The sequence below is a fragment of the Nitratireductor soli genome (genome assembly GCF_001050155.1).
In the GTDB taxonomy this organism is placed as follows: domain Bacteria; phylum Pseudomonadota; class Alphaproteobacteria; order Rhizobiales; family Rhizobiaceae; genus Nitratireductor; species Nitratireductor soli.
Genome location: NZ_LFVY01000007.1, coordinates 202,511 through 222,748, shown reverse-complemented (window position 1 = coordinate 222,748; position 20,238 = coordinate 202,511). Strand labels below are relative to the sequence as shown.

General features: G+C 63.9%; 20 protein-coding genes. 18 read left to right on the top strand and 2 right to left on the bottom strand.

Features of this window, described 5'->3' with window-relative positions; genetic code table 11:
- Positions 1-162: 162 nt before the first annotated feature.
- From AB843_RS10905 to AB843_RS10875, 7 genes are all read left to right on the top strand, one after another.
- Positions 163-1,419, top strand: coding sequence for an ABC transporter substrate-binding protein (locus AB843_RS10905; protein ID WP_048646865.1), 1,257 nt, complete (start codon positions 163-165; stop codon positions 1,417-1,419).
- A gap of 131 nt (positions 1,420-1,550) precedes the next feature.
- Complete coding sequence (locus tag AB843_RS10900) at positions 1,551-2,810, top strand: ABC transporter substrate-binding protein (protein ID WP_048646864.1); 1,260 nt, start codon at positions 1,551-1,553, stop codon at positions 2,808-2,810.
- 65 nt (positions 2,811-2,875) lie between these two features.
- Positions 2,876-3,805, top strand: coding sequence for a carbohydrate ABC transporter permease (locus tag AB843_RS10895; protein WP_048646863.1), 930 nt, complete (start codon positions 2,876-2,878; stop codon positions 3,803-3,805).
- 17 nt (positions 3,806-3,822) lie between these two features.
- Positions 3,823-4,662, top strand: a complete 840-nt coding sequence (locus tag AB843_RS10890) for a carbohydrate ABC transporter permease (RefSeq protein ID WP_048646862.1) — start codon at positions 3,823-3,825, stop codon at positions 4,660-4,662.
- Complete coding sequence (locus AB843_RS10885; RefSeq protein WP_048646861.1) at positions 4,659-5,723, top strand: Gfo/Idh/MocA family protein; 1,065 nt, start codon at positions 4,659-4,661, stop codon at positions 5,721-5,723. The genes AB843_RS10890 and AB843_RS10885 overlap by 4 nt, the downstream gene beginning before the upstream one ends.
- 9 nt (positions 5,724-5,732) lie before the next feature.
- Positions 5,733-6,734, top strand: a complete 1,002-nt coding sequence (locus tag AB843_RS10880) for an ABC transporter ATP-binding protein (RefSeq protein ID WP_048646860.1) — start codon at positions 5,733-5,735, stop codon at positions 6,732-6,734.
- A 147-nt stretch (positions 6,735-6,881) separates the two neighbouring features.
- The gene (locus tag AB843_RS10875) at positions 6,882-7,565 is read left to right on the top strand and encodes a GntR family transcriptional regulator (protein WP_048646859.1); all 684 of its coding nucleotides are present in this window, start codon (positions 6,882-6,884) and stop codon (positions 7,563-7,565) included.
- 33 nt (positions 7,566-7,598) lie between these two features.
- Here AB843_RS10875 and AB843_RS10870 read toward each other — a convergent pair whose 3' ends face one another.
- Positions 7,599-8,321, bottom strand: coding sequence for a class I SAM-dependent methyltransferase (locus AB843_RS10870; RefSeq protein ID WP_342021925.1), 723 nt, complete (start codon positions 8,319-8,321; stop codon positions 7,599-7,601).
- Between the two features lie 243 nt (positions 8,322-8,564).
- Between AB843_RS10870 and AB843_RS10865 the strand changes: the two genes are divergently transcribed.
- From AB843_RS10865 to AB843_RS10840, 6 genes are all read left to right on the top strand, one after another.
- Positions 8,565-9,563 carry a TRAP transporter substrate-binding protein gene (locus AB843_RS10865; protein WP_048646858.1) on the top strand — a complete coding sequence of 333 codons (999 nt, stop codon included), beginning with the start codon at positions 8,565-8,567 and terminating at the stop codon, positions 9,561-9,563.
- 2 nt (positions 9,564-9,565) lie between these two features.
- Entirely contained in the window at positions 9,566-10,048 is a 483-nt protein-coding gene (locus AB843_RS10860; RefSeq protein ID WP_048646857.1) for a TRAP transporter small permease, read from the top strand.
- Positions 10,045-11,337 carry a TRAP transporter large permease gene (locus AB843_RS10855; RefSeq protein WP_048646856.1) on the top strand — a complete coding sequence of 431 codons (1,293 nt, stop codon included), beginning with the start codon at positions 10,045-10,047 and terminating at the stop codon, positions 11,335-11,337. Before AB843_RS10860 ends, AB843_RS10855 begins: the two co-directional genes overlap by 4 nt.
- Positions 11,338-11,359: 22 nt before the next feature.
- Positions 11,360-11,827, top strand: a complete 468-nt coding sequence (locus AB843_RS10850) for an SRPBCC family protein (RefSeq protein WP_048646855.1) — start codon at positions 11,360-11,362, stop codon at positions 11,825-11,827.
- A gap of 74 nt (positions 11,828-11,901) precedes the next feature.
- Entirely contained in the window at positions 11,902-12,981 is a 1,080-nt protein-coding gene (locus AB843_RS10845; RefSeq protein WP_048646854.1) for a bifunctional transcriptional activator/DNA repair enzyme AdaA, read from the top strand.
- Positions 12,968-13,732: an isocitrate lyase/PEP mutase family protein gene (locus tag AB843_RS10840; protein ID WP_048646853.1), complete on the top strand. Its 765-nt coding sequence runs from the start codon at positions 12,968-12,970 to the stop codon at positions 13,730-13,732. The genes AB843_RS10845 and AB843_RS10840 overlap by 14 nt, the downstream gene beginning before the upstream one ends.
- Before the next feature lie 21 nt (positions 13,733-13,753).
- On the opposite strand, the gene AB843_RS10835 is transcribed toward AB843_RS10840, so the two are convergent.
- Positions 13,754-14,605 (bottom strand): MurR/RpiR family transcriptional regulator, encoded by an 852-nt coding sequence (locus AB843_RS10835; protein ID WP_082143778.1) that lies wholly within the window; start codon positions 14,603-14,605, stop codon positions 13,754-13,756.
- Positions 14,606-14,847: 242 nt separating this feature from the next.
- On the opposite strand from AB843_RS10835, the gene AB843_RS10830 reads away from it, so the two are divergent.
- The 5 genes from AB843_RS10830 (at position 14,848) to AB843_RS10810 (ending at position 20,238) form a co-directional block, all read left to right on the top strand.
- On the top strand, positions 14,848-15,636 hold the full coding sequence (locus AB843_RS10830) for an N-formylglutamate amidohydrolase (RefSeq protein WP_048646852.1): 789 nt from the start codon (positions 14,848-14,850) through the stop codon (positions 15,634-15,636).
- 67 nt (positions 15,637-15,703) lie between these two features.
- Positions 15,704-16,213, top strand: a complete 510-nt coding sequence (locus AB843_RS10825) for a TRAP transporter small permease subunit (RefSeq protein ID WP_048646851.1) — start codon at positions 15,704-15,706, stop codon at positions 16,211-16,213.
- Positions 16,210-17,532 carry a TRAP transporter large permease gene (locus tag AB843_RS10820; RefSeq protein WP_048646850.1) on the top strand — a complete coding sequence of 441 codons (1,323 nt, stop codon included), beginning with the start codon at positions 16,210-16,212 and terminating at the stop codon, positions 17,530-17,532. Before AB843_RS10825 ends, AB843_RS10820 begins: the two co-directional genes overlap by 4 nt.
- Before the next feature lie 107 nt (positions 17,533-17,639).
- A complete protein-coding gene (locus tag AB843_RS10815; protein ID WP_048646849.1) occupies positions 17,640-18,692 on the top strand; it encodes a TRAP transporter substrate-binding protein in 1,053 nt (350 codons plus the stop codon).
- 178 nt (positions 18,693-18,870) lie between these two features.
- Positions 18,871-20,238: a glutamine synthetase family protein gene (locus tag AB843_RS10810; protein WP_048646848.1), complete on the top strand. Its 1,368-nt coding sequence runs from the start codon at positions 18,871-18,873 to the stop codon at positions 20,236-20,238.

Here is a 20,238-nt window from a genome sequence, read left to right as displayed (position 1 = left end):
CCGCATCGAGCTGGCGCCAGGCAATTCATCTGCCGCCGTTCGGGCAACCCAGAAAAACAAGACCGCCCCCACCCGGAACATTCCGCAGCACGCTGCTGCGCCCGCGATGGCTTGACCGCGTGCAAGGCAACAGCACTCTTGAGGCACAACAGGGAGAAGAACATGACCAAGAAAGTGAAACTGGCGTTACTCGCCGCGACCATGCTCGGCTCTTCGGGCGCGGCCGTGGCACAGGACACGACATTGACCATCGAGAGCTGGCGCAATGACGACCTGACCATCTGGCAGGACAAGCTGATACCCGCCTTCGAGGCCGCCAACCCCGGCATCAAGGTGAAGTTCAGCCCGTCCGCGCCAACCGAGTACAACGCCGTTCTCAACTCGAAGCTCGAGGCGGGAAGCGCCGGCGACCTGATCACCTGCCGCCCCTTCGACGCATCGCTCAGCCTTTATGAAAAGGGCTATTTGTCCGCCGTCCAGGATCTGGACGCCATGAAGAATTTCAGCGACGTCGCCAAGTCCGGCTGGAGCACGGACGACGGCGCGGCCGCCTTCTGCGTGCCGATGGCCTCGGTCATTCACGGCTTCATCTACAATGCCGACGCCTTCGCCGAAGTCGGCGTCGAGGTTCCAAAGACGACCGACGAGTTCTTCGCCGCCCTCGACAAGATCAAGGAAAACGGCACCTACGTTCCCATGGCCATGGGCACCAACGACCAGTGGGAAGCCGCCACCATGGCCTATCAGAACATCGGCCCCAACTACTGGAAGGGCGAGGAAGGCCGCAACGCGCTGATCAAGGGTGAGCAGAAATTGACCGACGACGGCTGGGTCGAGCCGTTCCGCCAGCTCGCCAAGTGGAAGGATTATCTCGGCGACGGCTACGAGGCGCAGACCTATCCCGACAGCCAGAACCTGTTCACGCTCGGCCGTGCCGCCATCTATCCGGCCGGCTCCTGGGAGATTTCCGTCTTCAACGAGCAGGCCGACTTCAAGATGGGCGCCTTCCCGCCGCCGGTGCCGAACGACGGCGACGAGTGCTACATCTCCGACCATGTCGACATTGCCATGGGCATGAACGCCAACGGCAAGAACCAGGAAGCGGCGAAGACCTTCCTCAACTGGGTCGGCTCGGCCGAGTTCGCCACGCTCTATGCCAACGCTCTGCCGGGCTTCTTCTCCCTCTCCAGCCACGACGTGAAGATGGAAGACCCGCTGGCCCAGGAATTCGTCTCCTGGCGGTCGACGTGCAAATCGACCATCCGCTCGACCTACCAGATCCTGTCGCGCGGCACGCCGAACCTGGAAAACGAGACCTGGAACGCCTCGGCCAACGTGATCAAGGGCACCGAGGCGCCCGAGGCAGCAAGCGAACGCCTGCAGGGCGGGCTCGCCAGCTGGTACGATCCGCAGAAATAGCCGGCTGACAGCAAGAAGAACGCCAGGGCGGGCCGGCACCATTCCGGTCCGCCCCGGCATTCGGTTCCTGGATGCGCGCGTCGAGCGCGGAGCGCGCCGTGGCATCCAGTTAACGCATCAGGGAGAAGGAAATGACGTTCAAATTTACGAAACTGGCGCTGTTGTCGGCGACGATTCTGGGCACGGCAAGCGCCGCCATGGCACAGGACACCACGCTGACCATCGAGAGCTGGCGCAATGACGATCTCACCATCTGGCAGGAGAAGCTGATCCCCGCTTTCGAGGCGGCCAATCCGGGCATCAAGGTGACGTTCGCCCCCTCCGCCCCGACGGAATACAACGCCGTCCTGAACTCCAAGCTCGAGGCGGGTTCGGCCGGCGACCTGATCACCTGCCGGCCTTTCGACGCGTCGCTTAGCCTCTTCCAGAAAGGCCAGCTCGCGGCGATCCAGGACCTGGAGAACATGAAGAACTTCGGCGACGTGGCGAAGGCCGCCTGGAGCACGGATGACGGCTCGGCCACGTTCTGCGTACCGATGGCCTCGGTCATTCACGGCTTCATCTACAATGCCGAGATCTTCGAGGAGCTGGGCATCACGCCGCCGAAGACCAATGACGAGTTCTTCGCCATGCTCGACAAGATCAAGGAAGAGGGCACCTACATCCCGATGGCCATGGGCGCCAAGGACCAGTGGGAAGCCGCCACCATGGGCTACACCAACATCGGCCCGAACCACTGGAAGGGCGAAGAGGGCCGGCTGGCGCTGATCAAGGGCGAAGAGAAGCTCACCGACGAGCAATGGGTCGAGCCCTTCCGCCAGCTCGCCAAATGGGCGCCCTATCTGGGCGACGGCTACGAGGCGCAGGCTTATCCGGACAGCCAGAACCTCTTCACGCTCGGCCGCGCGGCGATTTTCCCGGCCGGTTCCTGGGAGATCTCGATCTTCAACGATCAGGCCGACTTCAAGATGGGCGCCTTCGCACCGCCGGTGCAGAACGCGGTCGATGAGTGCTATATTTCCGACCACACCGACATCGGCATCGGCATGAATGCCAATGGCAAAAACCAGGAGGCGGCGCGCACCTTCCTGAACTGGGTCGGGTCGGCGGAGTTCGCCACGCTCTACGCAAATTCCCTGCCGGGCTTCTTCTCGCTGTCCAACGAGACAGTGGAAATGGAAGACCCGCTCGCCAAGGAATTCGTGTCCTGGCGCGCCAGCTGCAAGTCGACCATCCGCCCCGCGCACCAGATCCTTTCGCGCGGCACGCCGAACCTGTGGAACGAGATGTGGAACGTTTCGGCCAACGTCCTGCGCGGCACGCAGACGCCCGAAGAAGGCGCCGAAACCCTGCAGTCGGGCTTGGCCAGCTGGTACGAGCCGCAGCAGTAACAGTCTGAACGACACGCTGCCGGACCGCCGCACGCCGTCCGGCAGCATACATGCAAGGGGCAAGCATGGCCGTAGAGCAAACGACGAGACCTCCCATCCGCTGGCATATCGCAGTGTTTCTGGCGCCGGCGGTGCTGATCTACACGGCGATCATGATCCTGCCGCTGTTCAGCACATTGCAATTGTCGCTGTTCAGCGACGTCGGCAACCGCCAGGTCTTCGTCGGCTTCGACAATTTCCGCACCCTGTTCGGCGACCCGCGCTGGGCCGAGCAGTTCTGGAACGCGCTGAAGAACAATGTCTGGTTCTTCATCGTCCACATGCTGGTGCAGAACCCCATCGGCATCCTTTTGGCGGCGATCCTGAGCAGCCCGCTGCTCAGAATGCGCGCTGTCTATCGCACGGCCATCTTCATCCCGACCATCCTCTCCTTCGTCATCGCCGGCTTTGCCTGGAAACTGATCCTCAGCCCGCTCTGGGGCGTGGCGCCGAACCTGCTCGACCTCGTCGGCCTCAAAAGCCTGTTCCAGCCTTGGCTCGGCAAGGAAGCCTATGCGCTCACCACGCTGGCGCTGATCTCGGTGTGGCAGTTCGTCGGCATTCCGATGATGCTGATCTATGCGGCGCTGCTGTCGATCCCCGATGAGCTTCTGGAAGCCGCCGAATGCGACGGCATCACCGGCATGGCACAGTTCTGGAAGATCAAACTGCCGCTCATCCTGCCGGCGATCGGCATCATCTCGATCCTCACCTTCGTCGGCAATTTCAATGCCTTCGACCTGATCTACTCGACACAAGGAGCGCTGGCCGGACCGGATTTCTCGACCGACATTCTCGGCACATTGATGTACCGCACCTTCTTCGGCTTCCAGCTCCAGCTCGGCGACCCGAACCTCGGCGCGGCCATCGCCACGGCAATGTTCGTCATCATCCTGATCGGCGTCTCGATCTATCTCTTCGGCATCCAGCGGCGCCTGCGCCGGTATCAGTTCTGAGCGCGGGGAGAAGAACCATGAGCACAGCAAGACACTCTCCGGCCCATTCGATAGCCGCTCACGCGATCCTGATCCTCTATACGGTCATCGCCCTGTTCCCGGTTTTCGTCATCGTCATCAACGCTTTCAAATCGCGCAAGGCGATCTTTCGCGAGCCGCTGGCGCTGCCCAACGCCGAAAGCTTCAGCCTGGTCGGTTTCGAGACGGTGCTGAAGCAGGGCGATTTCCTGCTCTATTTCCAGAACAGCCTGATCGTCACGGTGGTTTCCCTGTTCCTGGTGCTCCTGTGCGGGGCGATGGCGGCCTTCGCGCTCGCCGAGTACCGCTTCAAGGGCAACACGCTGATGGGGCTCTACCTGGCGCTCGGCATCATGATCCCGATCCGGCTCGGCACGGTGGCGATCCTGCAGATGATGGTCGCGTCGGGCCTCGTCAACACGCGCACGGCGCTGATCCTCGTCTACACGGCGCAGGGCCTGCCGCTCGCCATCTTCATCCTGTCGGAATTCATGCGCCAGGTCTCCGATGATCTGAAGAACGCAGGCCGCATCGACGGCCTCAGCGAATACCGCATCTTTTTCCGCCTCGTCCTGCCGCTGGTGCGGCCGGCCATGGCGACGGTCGCCGTCTTCACCATGATCCCGATCTGGAACGATCTGTGGTTCCCGCTGATCCTGGCCCCGTCCGAGGAGACCAAGACCATCACGCTCGGCGCGCAGGTTTTCATCGGCCAGTTCGTCACCAATTGGAACGCCGTGCTCGCCGCCCTGTCGCTCGCCATCCTGCCGGTGCTGATCCTGTACCTGATCTTCTCGCGCCAGCTGATCCGCGGCATCACCTCGGGAGCCGTCAAATGAGCGGCGCGCAGACCCCCGTCCGGGTGCTGGTCGCCGGCCTCGGCAATATGGGCCGAAGCCACGCGCTCGCCTACCATGAGAACCCCGGCTTCGAGATCGTCGGCCTCGTCAACCGCTCGAGGCCCGACCTGCCGCCGCGCCTCGGCGTCTACCCGTTCTTCAACGCCTATGAGGAGGCGCTGGAAACGCTGAAGCCCGATCTGGTGTCGGTCAACACCTATTCGGACAGCCACGCCGACTATGCGGTGGCCGCCCTTGAAAGCGGCGCGCATGTCTTCGTCGAGAAGCCGCTGGCGACCAATGTCGCCGATGCGCGGCGCGTCGTGGCGGCGGCGCGCGCCAACAACCGCAAGCTCGTCATCGGCTACATCCTGCGCCATCATCCGTCCTGGATCAGGCTGATCGAAGAAGCGCGCGCGCTCGGCGGCCCTTACGTGTTCCGGCTCAACCTCAACCAGCAATCCTCGGGCCCCACCTGGCACACCCACAAGCAATTGATGGAGACGACACCGCCGATCGTCGATTGCGGCGTGCATTATGTCGACGTGATGTGCCAGATCACCGATGCCAAGCCGGTGAAGGTGCGCGGCATGGGCCTTCGCCTGTCCGATGAGATCGCCCCGGACATGTACAATTACGGCCATTTCCAGGTGCTGTTCGAGGACGGCTCGCTCGGCTGGTACGAGGCCGGCTGGGGGCCGATGATCTCGGAGACCGCCTTCTTCGTGAAGGATATCGTCTCGCCGAAGGGCTGCGTCTCGATCGTCATGGCCGAAGGCGCCAGATCCGACGACATCGACACGCACACGAAAACATCGACGATCCGCATCCACCATGCCGAGACCAATGGAGCCGGCGGTTTCGCCAAACCCGACGCCTTGCTCTCGATGGAGGACGAACCAGGCCATCAGGAACTATGCGACCGCGAACAGGCCTTCGTCCTGAAGGCCATCCGCGAGGACATCGACCTTTCCCGGCACATGGACGACGCGGTTCAATCGCTCAACATCTGCCTCGCCGCCGACGAAAGCGTGCGAAGCGGCAAGGAAATAGAATTATAGGAAGAACCAGTGGGCTCACTCGCACTCAGGAACATCAGCAAGTCGTTCGGCAAGGTCGAGGTCATCCAAGGCGTCGATCTCGAGGTCCAGGACGGTGAATTCGTCATCTTCGTCGGCCCGTCCGGCTGCGGCAAGTCCACGCTCCTGCGCATCATCGCCGGGCTCGAGGATGCCAGCGGCGGCAGCGTCGAGATCGACGGCGCCACCGTCAACACCACGCCCCCCTCCAAGCGCGGCATCGCCATGGTCTTCCAGACCTACGCGCTGTACCCGCATCTGACCGTCAAGGACAATATGAGCCTCGGCCTGAAGCAGGCAAAGCGTCCGCCGGCGCAGATCGCCGAGCGCGTCGACCTGGCGAGCAAGATGCTGTCGCTCGACCCTTATCTGGAGCGGCGCCCGGCCGAACTGTCGGGCGGCCAGCGCCAGCGCGTCGCCATTGGACGCGCCGTGGTGCGCAAACCGAAACTGTTCCTCTTCGACGAGCCTCTTTCCAACCTCGACGCGGCGTTGCGCGTCAACACGCGGCTGGAGATCGCCCGCCTGCACCGGGAGTTGAGCGCGACCATGATCTATGTGACGCACGACCAGACCGAAGCCATGACGCTGGCCGACCGCATCGTTGTCCTGAATGCCGGCAAGATCGAGCAGATCGGTACGCCGATGGAACTCTACAACGACCCGGCCAACCTGTTCGTCGCCGGCTTCATCGGCTCGCCGCAGATGAATTTCATCGAGGCGGCGGTCATCGGCCGCGATGACGCCAAGACCATCGGCGTCCGTCCCGAGCACATTTCCGTCGACACGACCGGCGGCGACGTCGAAGGCCGCGTCTCCCATGTCGAGCATCTGGGCGCCGATACCAATGTCTATCTGGACTGCGGCCGGGCCGGCCTCTTATGCATACGGCTGTTCGGCGAGCACACGTTCGAGATCGACAGCATGCTGCATGCCAAGTTCGACAAGGGCCGCACCTACCGCTTCGACGACAAGGGAGATGTCATCCGCTGATCGCTTCTGCGGATTGCCGTGCGTCAGGCACCGGTATGGGGCCGTAACCCTTGCGCATGATGGCGACTCCCCGTAGTCGATCTTGGGCGGGCCAGCCAGGCGCCGGCCCGTGCCGAAGAACGATGTGGTCTTCATGGGAGGCATGCAGTGCAGCAAAGCGACTTTGTCCCGGTTTCCTCACGCGTGACGATACAGGATGGCGTCTATCGCCAGCTGCGCCACGCGCTGATGACCGGCCGCTTCGAGCCGGAGCAGATCCTCACCATTTCCTCCCTTGCAGAGAGTTTCGGCACCAGCCACATGCCCGTGCGCGAGGCTTTGCGTCGGCTGGCGGCGGAAAACGCGCTGGAGACGGCGCCCAACGGCTCGGCCCGCGTTCCCTCCGTCAGCAAGGCGAGGCTTGACGATCTGTGCCGCGCGCGCATCGCCGTCGAGGGCTTGGCGGCCGAACTCGCCGCCCCCAATCTCGGTGCCGCCGGCATCAGCGAGCTCGAGCAACTGGTCGCCGCCCACGAAGCCTCGGGCCGCGACGAGAGCGTCTACGCGATGCTCGGCAAGAACCGGGAGTTTCATTTCGCGCTCTATCGGGGGTCGGGCTCGGAAGTGCTGATCCAGTTGATCGAGACCCTGTGGCTGCGCTTCGGTCCCTATATGCGCATGCTGACGCGCCACGTGGAGCCGATCCTCCAATCGAACGAGGGCGAAACCTACACAAGGCATCACCATGAAGCGCTGGCCGCTTTGCGCAAGAACGACGCTGCCGGTGTGAAGCAGGCGATCGTCGATGACATCGCCGCGACCCAGAAATTGCTCGGCACGCTCTGCAGATAGCCGCGGGGTCGCCAATTCTGGCTGAAGTCCCGTCTATCCTGGCTGTTGCGGCTCAAGCGAGAAGACCGCGTTCTTCCGTTGTCCCGCCTGATCACTGCCTGCGAAATCCGGTCCTGGATACTCGGCCAGCAATCGAAGCCGCGCATGAGGCAGGAAGGCGCGCCACGGATCGCCGATCAACACCTGGATGTGTGCCTCAAGGCACCGCTCGAGGAACATCGTCACCCGTTCGGCAAGATGGCTGTCATAGAACAGGTCGCCGACCAGCACGATGTCCACCGCGGGCGCCGGCCCCACCGTCAGGTCTCCCGCAAAAGGCGTGACCGCAACACCGTTGACCGCCGCGTTCAGGCCCATTGCCGCGATCGCATAAGGATCGGTGTCGGCACTGACGACTTTCCTGGCGCCGGCCAGCATCGCCGCAATGCCGACGACCCCTGAGCCGGCCCCCAGGTCGAGCGCCCGCCGGCCGGCAACGCATTGCGGATTATCCAGAACGTGGCGCGCCAGCGCCAAACCGCCACCCCAGTCATAGGCCCAGTATGGGGTGCCGAAATCCGCGTCGCGCTCGGCAAGACGCCACAGCCCGCTCCTCGGATTTGCCCTGTGCACGAGAATCTCGGGGACCGTTGGAACGGGGCCGACGGGCAAATTCGTTTGGATGAACCGCTGGATCCAGGCGAGTGCTGAGGCGTCGATGGCCGCTTCTCCGAACCGATGAACGGCCTCTTTGCCGTGGTTTTCGGTCTTTGGCAACGCGCGCCGGGGATTGTACGCCCTCCCGCCCGCAAGAGCCCGCACCGGCGCTTCGCATAGATTAGGCACCGGCCCACGCGCCGGTGCCGGCTGCGTTCCCGAATTTCAATGGACGACACTTTAAGTTTAAAGTATCATTTGATCCAACGCGCAACCGGCCTGACGAGAAGCCGGTGAGTGATGCCGCGCCGGACATCGTGCCGGGGGCGGCCGATTGGGGATCACAGTGAGGAGCGAAGAATCATGAAAAAGCAGATTGTCCTTGGCCTTATTGCCGGCCTGATGGCCGTTTCCGGCGCCATGGCGCAGGAAATCCGCATCGGCGTCGCCTTGCCGAAGAGCGACCGGCCGGATGACTTCATCAACGGAATGTATGAGCGTTTCGAGCAGGAAGTCGAAGCCAACTCCGACATGACGGTGGAGATCTCCTATGGCGGCGCCCTCGGCGCGCCCAACGAGCGGCTCAACCAGATGCGCCGCGGCGTCATCCAGATGAGCGATTCGGCCGACGGCAATTACGCCACCATCTTCCCCGACATCCAGATCCTCAACCTGCCCTATCTGTTTGCCAATGACGGCGAGGTGTGGACCCTGCTCGACGGCCCGGTCGGTGATGAACTGGCCGAGGACATGCGCGCCAAGACGGGCATCCGCGTGCTCGGCTGGTGGACCTCGGGCAGCTTCAAGCAATACAGCGCCAACAAGCCGATCCGCACGCCCGACGACATGAAGGGCCTGAAGATGCGCGTGCTGGGACCGCTCGCGACGATCCCCGTCGAGGCGCTCGGCGCCTCGCCCGCGCCGATCTCCTTCGCCGAACTGTACACGGCGCTGCGCACCGGCGTGGTCGACGGCCAAGACAATGCCGCCCCGGTCTTCGTGCTCGTCAAGCTCTATGAGGTGCAGAAACATCTGAGCCTGACCAGCCACAGCTTCGCGCTCGGCGCGTTCGGCATCAACGACGCCTTCTACTCCGGCCTCGACGCCGACAAGAAGAAGGTGATCGACGAGGCAGCAGCCAAGGCCATCGCCTTCAACCGCGAGGCTTCGCTCAACGCGCTGGCTTCGGCGTTGAAGACCGCCGGCGACAACGGCACCGAGGTCATCGACCTCGACCAGGCCGCCCGCGACGCCTTCAAGGCCATCGCCCAGCCGCCGGCGATCGAATGGCTGAAAGAGAATGTCGACACGCCCGAGCGTGTCGACGCCATCGTCAAGGCGGTTGAAGAAGCGCGCAACTGACAATGGCGGCCGTCAAACGTCTGCTCGACCTGCTGGATGGAGCGCTGCGGGTTTTCGCGGCGCTCTGCCTGCTGGTCCTTCTGGGGCTGGTCGGCGCGCAGGTCTTCCTGCGCTACGGCATCGGCAGCGTCCCCTTCTTCATGGAGGAGGTGGCGCGCTACGGCATGATCTGGATGGCGTTGGCGGCAACCGCCATTGCCGTGCGCGAGGCCAGCCACATCAGCGTCGAGTTCGTCCCGGCCGTGCTGATGGCGCAGGCGCCGGCCTTGGGACGTGCCCTGCATTTCGCACTCGACCTGATTGCGCTCGCCGTGTTCTTCGTCCTGATCTGGTATGGCATCGACATGATGCGCTTCGCCGCCGGCCAGACCAGCGAGGGCATGCGCATCCCGCTCTCCATTCCCTATGGAGCATTGCCCACCTGTTTCGCGCTGGCCGCCATCTTCGCCGTCGCGCGCCTTCTGACCGGATCCCGGCAATCATGAGCATCGGCCTTCTGACCCTTCTGGGCGTCTTCCTCGGACTGTTGCTGTTCGGCCTGCCCATCGCCTGGGCGATGATCGCCGGCGTGCTGTCGTGGATGGCCATCACCGGCAACTGGGCCTTCCTGCCCATCGTTCCGGAGCGCATCTACCAGGGCATGGACAGTTTCGTTCTGATGGCCGTGCCGCTGTTCATCCTGGCCGGCGAACTGGTCAATGCCGGGCGCATCACCGATAGGCTGATCGCCTTCGCCAATGCCTGGTTCGGCGCGCTGCGCGGCGGGCTGGCGCAGGTCAACATCGGCGCGTCGATCCTGTTTGCCGGCATCACCGGCGTCGCGCTGGGCGACATCGCCGCGCTTGGCCGCGTCTTCATCCCGGCCATGGTCAAGCAGGGCTACACCAGCGCCTATGCGGCAGCGGTGACGGCCTCCTCGTCGATCATCGGCCCTATGCTGCCGCCGTCGCTCACCGCCGTCATCTACGGTTCGATCACCGACGTCTCCATCGGCGCGCTGATGGCCGCGACGATCTTTCCCGGCCTGCTGATCGGCCTGGCGCAGATGATCCTCGTCGCCATCCAGGCGCGCCTGTACAACTTCCCGGCGGTCGAGGCCGACCGCTCGCCGAAGGCGCTTGCAAAGGTTTCGGGTGCTGCCCTCGTGCCACTGATGATCCCGGTGATCATCCTTGCCGGCATCCTCGGCGGCATCATGACGCCGACGGAAGCCGGCGGCATCGCCTGCATCTACGCGCTGGTCGTCGCGCTGTTCATCTACCGTTCCGTCAACCTGCGCTCGCTCGCCTCGGTCTTTTCGCGCTCGGCGTTGTTTTCCGGGCAATTGCTGATCATCGTCGGCTGCGGCGCGGCTTTTTCCTGGGCCATGGGCATGGAGAACGTGCCTCGTCTCCTGTCGGGCGCCATCGAAGGCTGGAATTTCGGCCCGCTCGCCACCATGCTGGTGTTCAATGCGGCCCTGCTGGTGCTTGGCATGTTCATCGATCCGACGGCGGTGATCATCCTGTTCGGGCCGATCCTGGCGCATGCCGCGCAGACGGCCGGCATCGACCCGCTGCATTTCGGCGTCGTCGCCATCCTGAACCTCAACATCGGCCTTCTGACGCCGCCGCTCGGCGTCTGCCTGTTCGCCGCCGAGCGCATGGCGGGTTGCGGGCTCGGCGCATTGCTGCGCGCCACCGCGCCGTTCCTCGCCGTCAATCTGGTCGCCCTGGCGATCGTTTCCGCCGTGCCGGGCCTCAGCCTCTGGCTGCCCAATCTGCTCGGCTTTTGAGATCGAGAATCCCGAGGACACCATGAGCGACAGCAATCAGACGACAGCACCGGTCGGCGCCGGTCTCGGCCACAGCATCTCGGCCTTCATCGAGGCGCCCGCCGAACGCGCCTTCGCTTTCCTGGCCGACGGCGCCGCTCTCGGCCGCTGGGCGCTCGGTTGTTTCGACACGAAGAAGGACGAGGTGACCGGCCTTTATCTCGGTCGCTCGCTGTTCGACGGCTCCGAAGGCTTCCTGCGCATCGATGCCCGGCCGGACCTGCTGCTCATCGACTACCACATCGGCACGCCGGACCATCTCCTGCCGCGCATCAGCGCCCGCGTCGTGCCGCACACCGTCTGCGGCCTGCCGGAAAGCACGTGCTACGCGACGTTGACGGCCTGGCGCGACGCCGGCATGTCGAACGCGCGCTGGGAACGGCTTTGCGCCACCCATGAAGCGGAAATCTGGCTGGTCAAGTCGCAGATCGAAGCACAGCAAAACCACTGACGTTTTGTCAGGAGCGTTGGAATAGACGCCCGATTTTCGGCGGCGCGCCGTTCGGTTTGCGCTAATCTGCGCGCATGCTGTTCCAACGCCCCGACGACGATCATCTCTATCAGGCGCTGCTGTCGCGCGAGGCCGCCCTCGACGGCGTCGTCTATGCCGGCGTGACGACGACCGGCGTCTTCTGCCGCCTCACCTGCCCGGCCCGCAAGCCCAAGCGCGAGAACGTCGTGTTCTACGATACGGTCGCGCAATGCTTCGAGGCGGGTCTGCGCCCATGCAAGCGTTGCCGGCCGCTCGACCGCGTCGGTGAAGCCGATCCGCTTGTCGCCGGACTGCTGGGGGCGCTCGAGGGAGAACCGGAACGCCGCTGGTATGAGGCTGACATCGTCCGCATGGGCCACGATCCCTCGACCGTGCGCCGCGCCTTCAAACGGCGTTTCGGCATCAGCTTCCTCGAAATGGCGCGCCTGCGCCGCGTCGGCCAGGCGGTCGAGAGCCTGGCTGGCGGCGCCAGCGTGATCGAGGCGCAGCAGGAGGCGGGTTTCGCCTCGGGCAGCGGCTTTCGCGATGCGGTGGCGCGGCTTGTGGGCGAGGCGCCGGCCGGCATGCGCGGTCGTCCGCTCCTGCGCGCCGGCTGGATCGACACCCCGATCGGCACGATGATCGCCATCGCCGACGATCACGCCCTGCACCTGCTCGAATTCCTCGAACGCACGGCTCTGCCGGCTGAAATCCGCAAATTGCGCAAGGCGACCGGGTCGGCCATCGCGTTCGGATCAACGGCTCCCCTCCAGCAGATCACCGCCGAGCTTGACGCCTATTTCGCCGGCCGTTCAACCCGTTTCTCGACCCCGCTTGCCGGCCACGGCACTCCTTTCGAACGCGACGTCTGGCAGGCATTGCGGCAGATCCCGGCAGGCGAGATGCGCAGCTATTCGCAGATCGCCGCCCAACTGAACCTTCCAGATGCCGCCCGCGCCGCCGCGCGGGCCAATGGCGCCAACCAGATCGCCATCGTCATTCCCTGCCACCGGGTGCTGGCCGCTGATGGCCGGCTGACCGGATATGGCGGCGGCCTGTGGCGCAAGCGCTGGCTGCTGGAACATGAGAAACTCAGATTTTCGTCAGACAGGAGCCCCCATGAGCCAGAGTGACAAAGCCCGCGCCTTCACCGCCCTGCATGTAAAGGGCGATCCACTGATCCTCTACAATATCTGGGATGCCGGCTCGGCGAAGGCGGTGGCCGACGGCGGCGCCAGGGCGCTGGCGACGGGAAGCTGGTCGGTCGCCGCCGCGCACGGTTTCGGCGACGGACAGAAAATTCCCCTCGATCTGCTGACAACCGTCGCGGAGCGCATCGCGAGCGCGGTCGACCTGCCGCTTTCCGTGGACTTCGAAGGTGCCTATTCCAACGATCCACAAGGGGCGGCGGAGAACGTCGGCCGCGTTCTCGACGCCGGAGCGATCGGCATCAATTTCGAGGATCAGATGGTCGGTGGCGACGGCTTGCATGCGATCAGGGACCAGTCGGCGCGCATCGCCGCCATCCGTCAGGCCGCAGAAAACAAAGGCGTGCCACTGTTCATCAACGCGCGCACCGACCTGTTCCTGAAGGAAGGCGACCGCAGCCTTCATGCGGGCCTGCTTGCCGAGGCAAAGGACCGCGCCTCGGCCTATACGGATGCCGGTGCCAGCGGTTTCTTCGCGCCCGGCCTGATCGACGAAGCGTTGATCGAGGATCTGTGCGCAGCGACGGCGCTGCCCGTCAACATCATGGCCATGACGGCTGCGCCCGATGCGAAGCGGCTCGGCGCATGCGGCGTCGCGCGCATCAGCCATGGGCCTGGACCGTATCGCGCGGCGATGGCGCGGTTGCAGGAGGCCGCGGCGGCGATCTACGGTTAGCAGAGGGCGCTTGGCGCAGCGTTATCCACCCGTGGCAGGCTTGTTCCAGTGGATATGCTCCAGCGCCTGGATGCGGCCGCGCGAGGCGTCCCAGTCCTTGTGCGTCACGCGGTCGATGATGGCTTCCACCAGCGCGATCAGCGTCACGCTCGAATCCCAGGTGCGGCCCGCGTCGATGGCGCAGGGTAAAACCACCTTCGCGTAGCGCGAGATCGGCGACAGCCAGCTATCGGTGATCAGCACGATGCGCGCCTTGCGCTCGCCCAGCAGTTCGCTGAGATGAACGAGGTCGCGCTGGTAGCGGCGGATGTCGAACAGCACCACCACATCGCCCGTCTTCACGTCGAGCAACTGGTCGTCCCAGGTCGACGTCTGATCCTGGAATCGGCGCACATTCGGCCTGACGATGCGCAGATGCGCCGCCATGTAGCGGGCAATCGCGTCGCTGAAACGGCCGCCGAGGCAGTAGCAGGCGGCCTTGTGATCCGACAGGAGGGCGCAGGCCGCCTCGAACTCGCTTTCGGGGATCGCCTCCAGCGTCGCCGCGATGTTGCTGGCGGCACGGCTGAAATAGGCGCCGAGCGCCGAGCCGTTCGCGGTCCGGGCCAGCGACTTCTCGCCTTTTTCCAATGGCGACAGAAGCTCCGCCTGGATTTCCGTGCGCAACGCGCGCTGGAATTCCGGGTAGCCGGAAAAGCCCAGCCGCGAGACGAAACGCAGCACGGTCGGCGCGCTGGTGCCGGCAAGTTCGGCGAATTCGGCGACGGTCGACAGGCCGCTGCTTGGATAATTGGCGAGAAAGGCGTGCGCCACCTTCCGCTCCGCATCGGTCATCTGGCCGAGTGCCGCATGCACCTGTTCCCTGGTTCCCAAAAGCTGCTCCCCTATGGCATTTTGCAGTCAGGTGGGATCACCTGACGTCCGCATGAATGCGGAAAAACGAAGCTAGAGCACCGCCCTTCGGTGCGGACCCGGCAAATCGTTTCGTAACAAAAATTACACGATTGACAAAATCGCGGCAATGCTAATCATTATTACAAAGCCGTTTCCGGACGCGATCCGGGAAAAAGCGGCACAGACGGGTTGGCGAGGAGTACCAACTGGTGGCGAGGGCGATGCTTGATCCATCCGAGGGACAGCCTGTCGCGATCGAGCGGCAGGACGGGCGCTCGCCCGTCATCCTCGTCTGCGAGCACGCCTCGAAGACCATCCCGCAAGCGCTCGGTGCGCTGGGCACAAGACCGGAAACGCTCGACAGCCACGCTGCCTGGGACATCGGCGCGCTGGCGGTCGCCCAACGGCTCTCGGCGCTGCTCGACGCGCCGCTCGTCTTCCAGCGCTTTTCGCGCCTTGTCTACGATTGCAACCGCCCGCCGGAAGCGCCCGACGCCATTCCCGAAATGAGCGAGGTTCATGTCGTTCCGGGAAACCGCGATCTGAGCGCGGCGGCGCGCCGCCAGCGCATCGACGAGGTCTACGAGCCCTTCCGCGCAGCACTTGCCGCGCTGGTCTCGGCACGCGCCACGCAGGCCCGACCGCCGGTGATCGTCACCATCCATTCCTTCACACGCATCTATTTCGGCATCACCCGGCACCGGGCAATCGGCATCCTGCACGACCGCGACCGGCGCCTGGCCGATGCCATGCTGGCGCGCGCCGAAGCCCAAGGCATCGACACCGCCCTGCGCAACTATCCCTATGGCCCGGAAGATGGTGTGACCCATACGCTGAAGGAGCATGCGATCGCGCGCGGTCTGGCCAACGTCATGATCGAGATCTGCAACGACCTGATCTCCGACGAGGCGGGACAACAGCGCTGGGCCGGCCATCTGGCGCGGCTGCTGGAAACGGCGCTCGACAGCCTCACCGTCGAAACACATGCCACCAGCCGGCAAAAGGCGTGACGAACAAACGCCGAGGCGGAAGCTGAACAGGGAACGGAAAGGAACGGACAATGGGAGACAGGAGCCGATGCCGAACGCCATAAGGCGCTATGTGCGCTTCATCGACCGCACCAATGAAATTGTCGGCCTGATCATGATGTACATGATCTTCCTGATGATCGGCATCCTTCTCTATTCATCGATCATGAAGACCGTTTCCATCCCGCCCCTGTGGACCCTGGAAATGGCGCAGTTCGTCATGGTCGCCTATTACATGGTCGGCGGCGGCTGGGCGCTGAAGAACGACGCCCATGTGCGCATGGACCTGATCTACGCCAACTGGCCGCCGCGCACCAAGGCGCTGATCGACACCGTCACCGTCCTGTTCCTGATCTTTTATCTCAGCCTGCTGCTCTATGGCGGCTTCTCCTCCACCTCCTACGCGCTGAAGTATGGCGAGACCAGTTATTCGTCCTGGTCGCCCTATATGGCGCCGATCAAGCTCATCATGTGCTTCGGCATCGCTTTGACGCTGCTGCAGGCCATCGCCCAATTGTTCCGGGACATCGCCATCGCGCGCGGGGAGGAACTCTCTTGAGCTACGAACTCACCGCCATCCTGATGTTCGTCGGCATGATGGGGCTGCTGTTGACCGGCCAGCGCGTCTTCGGCGCCATCGGCTTCATCGCCGTCGCCTTCGCTCTGCTCCTGTGGGGCACGGGCGGCTCCGAGCTTGCCTTCTCGGCCGCCATGAAACTGATGAAATGGTACGCGCTGCTGACACTGCCGCTGTTCATCTACATGGGCTACATGCTGTCGGAATCGGGCATCGCCGACGATCTCTACAAGATGTTCCACGTCTGGTTCGGTCCGGTGCGCGGCGGGCTTGCCATCGGCACCATCGCCCTGATGGTGGTGATCTCGGCAATGAACGGCCTGTCGGTCGCCGGCATGGCCATCGGCGCCACCATCGCCCTGCCGGAGCTTTTGCGCCGCGGCTACGACAAGGTGATGGTGACCGGCGTCATCCAGGCAGGCTCGTCGCTAGGCATCCTCGTGCCGCCCAGCGTGGTGCTGGTGCTCTACGCCATGATCGCTCGCCAGCCGGTCGGCCAGCTCTGGCTCGCCGGCGTCTTTCCGGGCCTGCTGATGGCCGGGCTGTTCATCCTCTACATCGCCATCCGCTGCTGGCTCCAGCCCAAGCTCGGCCCGGCGCTGCCGGCGGAGGAGCGCGCCATGCCGATGACAGAGAAGCTCAAGCTCCTGTCGGCTGGCATCCTGCCTTTCATGATCTTCTTCCTGATGACCGGCCTGTTCGTCATGGGCGTCACCAGCCTCGTCGAAAGTTCCGCCATCGGCGCCGTGTCGGCGACCGCCGCCGCCGCCATTCGCGGCCGGCTGACCTTCAAGGTGATTCACAACACCGTGCGCAATACCCTGGCGGTCTCCTGCATGTTCATGTGGATCATCCTGGCAGCGCTGTGCTTCGGCGCCGTGTTCGACGGGCTTGGCGCGGTCAAGGCGATCGAGGGCTTCTTCATCGGCGAACTCGGCCTGACCCCTTGGGAAATTCTCATCCTGATGCAGCTTTCCTACCTGATCATGGGCATGTTCCTGGATGATACCGCGATGCTGGTCATCGTCGCGCCGCTCTATGTGCCGCTGGTCAAGCTGCTTGGCTTCGATCTCATCTGGTACGGCGTGCTCTACACGATCACCTGCCAGATCGCCTACATGACGCCGCCCTTCGGCTACAATCTGTTCCTGATGCGCGCCATGGCGCCGCCGGAAATCAGCCTGAACGACATCTACCGCTCCATTGTGCCTTTCGTCGCGGTGATGATCCTGGCGCTGATCGTCGTCATGGCATTCCCGCAGATCGCCCTGTGGCTGCCGCAGCATTTCTACATCCGCTGAGGAGACCGGAGCCGCCCGGACAAGCAAAGGAGGTGAAGAGCAATCCAGAGCCTGCGCAAGAATGGTCCGGCGGACGGCCGGACGAACAACCAGAGGAGTGAACGGAGATGCAGAACAGACGCGATTTTCTCAAGAAGGCGGGCATCGCTTCGGCAGCGGCCACGGGCGCATCGGCGCTGGCCATGCCGCACGTCCGCGCGCAAAGCCCGATCAAGTGGCGGCTGCAGACCTATGCCGGCCCCGCGCTGGCCGAGCATGTCGTCAAGCCTGCCATCGACGCCTTCAACAAGGTCGCCAATGGCGACATGGTGATCGAGCTTTACACCGCCGACCAGTTGGTGCCGACGGGCGAGCTCTTCCGCGCCATGCAGGCCGGCACGATCGACGCCGTGCAGTCGGATGAGGATTCGATGGCCGCCCCGGTCGACGTCTCCGTCTTCGGCGGCTACTTCCCCTTCGCCACGCGCTATTCGCTGGATGTCCCCGTCCTGTTCAACCAGTGGGGCCTGAAGGAAATCTGGGAGGAGGCCTACAATGAGGTGGAGAACGTCACCTGGCTCTCCGCCGGTTCGTGGGACCCGTGCCACTTCAACACGGTGGAGCCGATCAACAGTCTTGCCGACCTGAGGGGCAAGCGGGTCTACACCTTCCCGACAGCCGGCAAGTTCCTGGCACAGTTCGGCGTTGTGCCCGTGACACTGCCCTATGAGGATGTCGAGGTGGCCGTCCAGACCGGCGAGCTCGACGGCATCGCCTGGTCGGGCATCACCGAGGACTATACGGTCGGCTGGGCGGACGTCACCAACTACTTCCTGACCAACAACATCACCGGCGCCTGGATCGGCTCGTTCTTCGCCAATTCCGAGCGCTGGAACGAGGTGCCGGAGCATTTGAAGACGCTGTTCCAGCTGTGCATGGATTCCTCGCACTATTATCGCCAGTGGTGGTACTGGGGCGGCGAGGCCAAGCTGCGTGTCGACGGCACCAAGCTGAAGCTGACGACCATCCCCGACGAGGAATGGGGACAGGTCGAGGAAGCCGCCGCCAAGTTCTGGGACGAGATCGCCGCGCAAAGCGACCGCAGCGCGCGCGTGGTCAAGATCCTCAAGGAATACAACGCCGCCATGGGCAAGGCGGGGCGTCCCTACCGCTACACCTGAACCCGTTGGATCAACCGCCGGGCTCGCCCCTCACCCTTACCCTCTCCCCGCGTGCGGGGAGAGGGAGACGCCCACGTCGCGGCCATCCTCCTTCTCCCCGTTTACGGGGAGAAGGTGCCGGCAGGCGGATGAGGGGCGTACGCACAGAGACGATCATCAGACATGACAGGACAAACATATGGCGGGCAAACTGACTTTGGACACCCTCAAGGCGGCAGCCGAAACCGGTGAGATCGACACCGTCCTGGTGGCGCTGGTCGACATGCAGGGCCGGCTGATGGGCAAGCGCTTCCATGTGGATTTCTTTCTCCAGAGCGCTTTCGAGGAAACCCATAGCTGCAACTACCTGCTCGCCACCGACCTCGAAATGGTCACCGTCGAGGGCTACAAGGCGACGAGTTGGGAAACCGGCTACGGCGACTACACGATGAAGCCCGATCTTTCGACGCTGCGCCGCATTCCCTGGCTCGAAGGCACGGCGCTGGTGCTGTGCGATGTGCTTGACCATCACACCCATGCGGACGTGCCCCATTCGCCGCGCGCCATATTGAAGAAGCAGATCGCCCGGCTGGAGGCGATGGGCATGAAGGCCATGATGGCCTCGGAACTGGAATTCTTCCTGTTTCGCGACACCTTCGAGGAGGCAAGCGCCAAGGGGTATCGCGGGCTGGAGCGCATCAGCGCCTACAATGAGGACTACCACATCTTCCAGACGACCAAGGAAGAGGATGTGATGCGCGCCATCCGCAACGGGTTGAACGGCGCCGACGTGCCGGTGGAGAACTCCAAGGGCGAGGCCGATGCCGGCCAGGAAGAGATCAACGTGCGCTATGCCGATGCTCTGACCATGGCCGACCGGCACGCGATCATCAAGAACGGCTGCAAGGAGATCGCCTGGCAGAAGGGCCGTGCCGTCTCCTTCATGGCCAAATGGGACGATCAGGCGGCCGGCAGTTCCTCGCATGTCCACCAGTCGCTCTGGTCGCTCGACGGCAAGCCCCTGTTCTTCGATCCCGCTGGCGAACACGGCATGTCCACGACCATGCGGCACTATCTCGCCGGGCTTCTGGCGCATGCGGGCGAAATCACTTATTTCCTCGCCCCCTACATCAACTCCTACAAGCGCTTTGCCGCCGGCACCTTCGCCCCCACCAAGGCCATCTGGTCGTTCGACAATCGCACGGCGGGCTACCGCGTCTGCGGCGGCGACACCAAGGCGGTGCGCGCCGAATGCCGCGTCGGCGGTGCCGACCTGAACCCCTATCTGGCCTTTGCGGCATTGATCGCCGCCGGGCTTGATGGCATCGAGAACAAGAGAGAGCTTGAGCCGGCCTTCGTCGGCGACGCCTATCATGGCAGCGGAATCCGCGAGATTCCCGCCACGTTGCGCGACGCGACAACTGCCCTCGATGGCTCCAAAATGCTGCGCAAGGCGTTTGGCGACGATGTGGTCGACCACTATGTCCACGCGGCCCGCTGGGAACAAAACGAATATGACCGCCGCGTCACCGATTGGGAGATCAGGCGTGGCTTTGAGAGAGCATGA

Coding starts and splice junctions, on each gene's coding strand:
- AB843_RS10850 (WP_048646855.1), top strand. CDS start 11,360: ATGAGCGACAGCAATCAGACGACAGCACCGGTCGGCGCCGGTCTCGGC.
- AB843_RS10890 (WP_048646862.1), top strand. CDS start 3,823: ATGAGCACAGCAAGACACTCTCCGGCCCATTCGATAGCCGCTCACGCG.
- AB843_RS10900 (WP_048646864.1), top strand. CDS start 1,551: ATGACGTTCAAATTTACGAAACTGGCGCTGTTGTCGGCGACGATTCTG.
- AB843_RS10845 (WP_048646854.1), top strand. CDS start 11,902: ATGCTGTTCCAACGCCCCGACGACGATCATCTCTATCAGGCGCTGCTG.
- AB843_RS10825 (WP_048646851.1), top strand. CDS start 15,704: ATGCCGAACGCCATAAGGCGCTATGTGCGCTTCATCGACCGCACCAAT.
- AB843_RS10815 (WP_048646849.1), top strand. CDS start 17,640: ATGCAGAACAGACGCGATTTTCTCAAGAAGGCGGGCATCGCTTCGGCA.
- AB843_RS10830 (WP_048646852.1), top strand. CDS start 14,848: ATGCTTGATCCATCCGAGGGACAGCCTGTCGCGATCGAGCGGCAGGAC.
- AB843_RS10895 (WP_048646863.1), top strand. CDS start 2,876: ATGGCCGTAGAGCAAACGACGAGACCTCCCATCCGCTGGCATATCGCA.
- AB843_RS10865 (WP_048646858.1), top strand. CDS start 8,565: ATGAAAAAGCAGATTGTCCTTGGCCTTATTGCCGGCCTGATGGCCGTT.
- AB843_RS10905 (WP_048646865.1), top strand. CDS start 163: ATGACCAAGAAAGTGAAACTGGCGTTACTCGCCGCGACCATGCTCGGC.
- AB843_RS10840 (WP_048646853.1), top strand. CDS start 12,968: ATGAGCCAGAGTGACAAAGCCCGCGCCTTCACCGCCCTGCATGTAAAG.
- AB843_RS10885 (WP_048646861.1), top strand. CDS start 4,659: ATGAGCGGCGCGCAGACCCCCGTCCGGGTGCTGGTCGCCGGCCTCGGC.
- AB843_RS10855 (WP_048646856.1), top strand. CDS start 10,045: ATGAGCATCGGCCTTCTGACCCTTCTGGGCGTCTTCCTCGGACTGTTG.
- AB843_RS10860 (WP_048646857.1), top strand. CDS start 9,566: ATGGCGGCCGTCAAACGTCTGCTCGACCTGCTGGATGGAGCGCTGCGG.
- AB843_RS10810 (WP_048646848.1), top strand. CDS start 18,871: ATGGCGGGCAAACTGACTTTGGACACCCTCAAGGCGGCAGCCGAAACC.